A 3,864-nucleotide genomic window follows, 5' to 3' on the forward strand; every position below is an offset into this window, starting at 1 on the left:
TCCTTCAGGTAAGCTTCATTTAACTTATTTCGATTTCTGTAGGTAGCATGTTGTGAATAATTAATGGCATAATTCGGATGATGACAGCAATCAATTGGCCTTCAACTGCCGATGCGGATCAATAACGAATTTCTTCGGTGCCCCCGCGTCGAACTCAGCATACGCCTTTGGCGCATCGTCCAACGAAATCAATTGCACGCCAACAATATCGGCAATCTTGATGCGATCCCAAAGAATTGCTTGCATCAATGCGCGGTTATATTTCATGACCGGTGTTTGGCCCGTAAAAAAACTGTGCGATTTCGCCCAACCGAGACCCAAACGAATCGATAAAGAACCCTTCTTGGCTGCCGTATCGGCAGCACCAGGATCATCTGTAACATATAAGCCGGGAATGCCGATCTTGCCGGCAGCGCGCGTCACTTCCATTAAAGAGTTGAGCACGGTAGCCGGCGCTTCGTGTTGCGCACCTTCATGCCCGTGACCGCGTGCTTCAAAACCTACCGCATCGATTGCGGAGTCAACCTCAGATGTACCAAGTATCTGTGCGATCTGATCTACCAACAGCACATCCYGCGACAAGTCGACCGTCTGAAATCCTACTTTACGCGCATGCACCAATCGGGCTGGGTTTACATCTCCGACGATGACTACAGCAGCGCCAAGCAACTGCGCCGATGCCGCTGCGGCAAGCCCGACCGGCCCCGCGCCCGCAACATACACCGTGCTTCCAGGCCGAACACCAGCCGTCACGGCGCCGTGAAATCCCGTCGGTAAAATATCCGACAAACACGTCAAATCACGGATTTTTTCCAGCGCCACCTCCCTGTTCGGAAATTTCAGCAGATTGAAGTCTGCATAGGGCACCATCACATATTCAGCCTGACCGCCGACCCATCCGCCCATATCGACATAGCCATAGGCTCCGCCGGCGCGGGAAGGATTTACTGTCAAGCACACGCCGGTATCCTGCTCCTTACAGGTACGACAGCGACCGCAAGCCACATTGAACGGTACCGACACGATATCGCCCACCTTAAGGGTTTCGACATCGCGGCCCATTTCGATCACTTCACCGGTGATTTCATGGCCGAGAATGAGGCCAGCCGGTGCGGTGGTGCGACCGCGCACCATGTGCTGGTCCGAGCCACAGATGTTGGTCGAAAGTGTTTTGAGAATGACGCCGTGTCCGATGGGGCGGCCGCGTGGATCAACCAACTTTGGAAATGGAATACCTTTAACTTCGACTACGCCCTGCTTGATGAATGCAACACCGCGGTTTTCCACCATGAAATTATCCTTTTTTATATTTATTTAAATATTAAGAATAGACGAAATATTAAATAATCACCGCATTATGCAATTATAYGTTCAGCGTCGAGCTGCGATAGGCTGTATCCAGAGTCAATGTTCCACCGCTAATTCTCGACACACAAGCGCACATTTTTTTGCTGTCTGCTTTTTCGGACGGATTCAAAAATACATCACGATGATCCACGGGTGCATCGCTTTCCAGTATATTGACTACGCATAATCCGCACTCGCCACGCTTGCAGTCCGACATCACCTCCATTCCTTCCGCTTCGAGCGCTGCGAGTAACGTCTGGTGCGCGGCAACCTCAATTGTCTTGCCGAACCGCGGAAGTACGACGGTGAACGGGCGAGTCGGATAATGTCCGCTGGAGGCGAATGTTTCGTAGCGCAACGCACCCATCGATTTTCCGCTTTCTTTCCAAATTCGGCCGACTGTCTCAAGCATGGCGATCGGCCCGCAGATGTACAGTTCACCATCACCCGTCACGCTGTCGACAATTTTCTTCAAATCGAGTGGTCCTGTTTCCTCGGCCACGGATAATTCCAGGCGGTCGCCCAGCCAACTTCGTAGCAGGTTCACCAGCGCCGCTTCCGTATGGTTTCGTACGCCGTAGAATAGCCGTACGGGCTTATCACTATTTCTCAAGGCATATGCCATGCTGATCAACGGTGTGATCCCGACACCGCCGGCGACCAGCGTATAAGAGGGCGCATAGCGGCTCAACTCGAAATGATTATGTGGCTGCGATATTTCGAGCGCATCGCCGACTTTCRGGCCCCACATGTAGCGCGAGCCACCCAACCCTTCTTCCATTAGCTTAACCGCGATGCGATATATTTTTTTGTTATCGCCAATATCGATCAACGAGTAGGTCCGAATTTCGGTTCGCTACTCCACTTTCACCCTTACTCTCAAATGAGAACCAGGCGTCCAGATGTTGAAATGGTTGCCAGCAGCAATTTCTATCATTCGAATGCTCGGGCTGACGTTCTCAATGCGTTCAATAGAGACTATTGCCCAGTCGTCTCGAAATTTCATGATTTAAATTTTTACGGGTTGATTTTTTCTAATTCACGGAATTAATTCATCTAACGCGTGCGTCGCCTTAGTTCGCTACGCGAATCGGAATAACGTCAGAAGGAAGCGTGGTGCTATTTTCAGCTTGAATCATCCGATCTATGAATCGCCGCGCCCATAATGCTCCGGCATCGATATTTAGATTGTAAAATTCGCGCTCCGGGTGGTCCAAAATCGCTTGTTGCTGCGCCTCGACGATAATCTCATCTTCGCGGAACACGCTACGCACGCCCTGACGGAATTGCTGCGTGATGCTTTGTTCGCTAATACGATAATTGCGGCAGAAAGCCCAAATGTAATGCGACGTGGTATCTGTTTCCGGCGTGATCGTATTCAGTACATAACCATTAACGCCCTGCGAGCGATCGCCTTCGCGTGCACCTGTTCCTACGGGCGCGACGCCAACATCGATCGTGACCGTACAAGGTGCTTCGAAGCGGATAATCTGCCAGCGATCGACCTTGCCGGTCCAGCCGTTATGTTTGCGCAATTGCACGGCCCAAAACGGCGGCGCATCGACATTGTGCATCCAGCGCGATACGGTGACGAATTTATCGTCGTAAGTCACCTCGAATGGGGATTCGGCTTGTTCGCTCTGATGCAGGCTAGTGACGTGAACGAAAGTCTCGTGCGTCAAATCCATCAGGTTATCAACTACCAGACGGTAATCGCACTTGGCGTGAATGGTCTCGCCGTCGCCGGCCCAAGCAGGATCGTCATTCCAGTGAAAATCGGGAATCGTCGCCGGATCGGCCTTCGATGCATCGCCGAGCCAGAGCCAGATCAGGCGATGTTTTTCCACCACTGGATAGGATCTGACGCAGGCCGAGGGGTTCAGTGTTTCCTGCGATGGCATTTCAATGCATCGGCCGCTGGCGTTAAATACCAGCCCATGATAACCACAAACTACTGTATCGCCTTCGAGGCGGCCCCTCGACAGTGGAAGCAGACGGTGCCAGCAGGCGTCTTCCAGTGCCACTGGGGTGCCGTCGGTTTGTCGATACAGGACCACTTTTTTATTACAGATAGTGCGCGCCAGAAGTGTGCGCTTGACGTCCACATCGTATGCCGCCGCATACCACGCATTCATGGGAAAATTGGGTGTATTTGACGGTGAATTCATTCGCGTCTCCTGTAGATAATGTTGATTATCGTCCGATTTTTTGATTGTCGCCACGCGTCTTAATGGCGACAATTTTCCGATATAAATGACGGTCACGACCGTTCTAAATAACAAATATCGAGCGCAAGGCGAAACGCCGGGTTCTCAATCTTTTGAAAATAGCCAAAAAATGAATTGCTATTTCTGCATGTTTAAATATCCGGGAATCTTTGGAATATTGCCGCGCCCTGGTACATCAGCTATGACACTGCCGGTTCACGTCGGTTACGGGAGTCCGGAACACTTGCGTGAGCGATGGCGACTGCTATTGCGGCACCGGCCATGGGCAGAACGAAAGCGATGTATAGGT

General features: G+C 51.5%; 3 protein-coding genes. All 3 read right to left on the reverse strand.

The features are described from left to right. Positions 1 to 90: 90 nt before the first annotated feature. Entirely contained in the window at positions 91 to 1,290 is a 1,200-nt protein-coding gene (fdhA, locus tag AC1DO7_RS40045) for a formaldehyde dehydrogenase, glutathione-independent (RefSeq protein ID WP_477117476.1), read from the reverse strand. Positions 1,291 to 1,363: 73 nt separating this feature from the next. Beyond that, positions 1,364 to 2,179 carry a PDR/VanB family oxidoreductase gene (locus AC1DO7_RS40050; RefSeq protein ID WP_477117477.1) on the reverse strand — a complete coding sequence of 272 codons (816 nt, stop codon included), beginning with the start codon at positions 2,177 to 2,179 and terminating at the stop codon, positions 1,364 to 1,366. A gap of 241 nt (positions 2,180 to 2,420) precedes the next feature. Then, on the reverse strand, positions 2,421 to 3,611 hold the full coding sequence (locus AC1DO7_RS40055) for an aromatic ring-hydroxylating dioxygenase subunit alpha (RefSeq protein WP_477117478.1): 1,191 nt from the start codon (positions 3,609 to 3,611) through the stop codon (positions 2,421 to 2,423). Between the last annotated feature and the right edge of the window lie 253 nt (positions 3,612 to 3,864).

The sequence above is a fragment of the Cupriavidus sp. 05N40 genome (assembly GCF_056397305.1).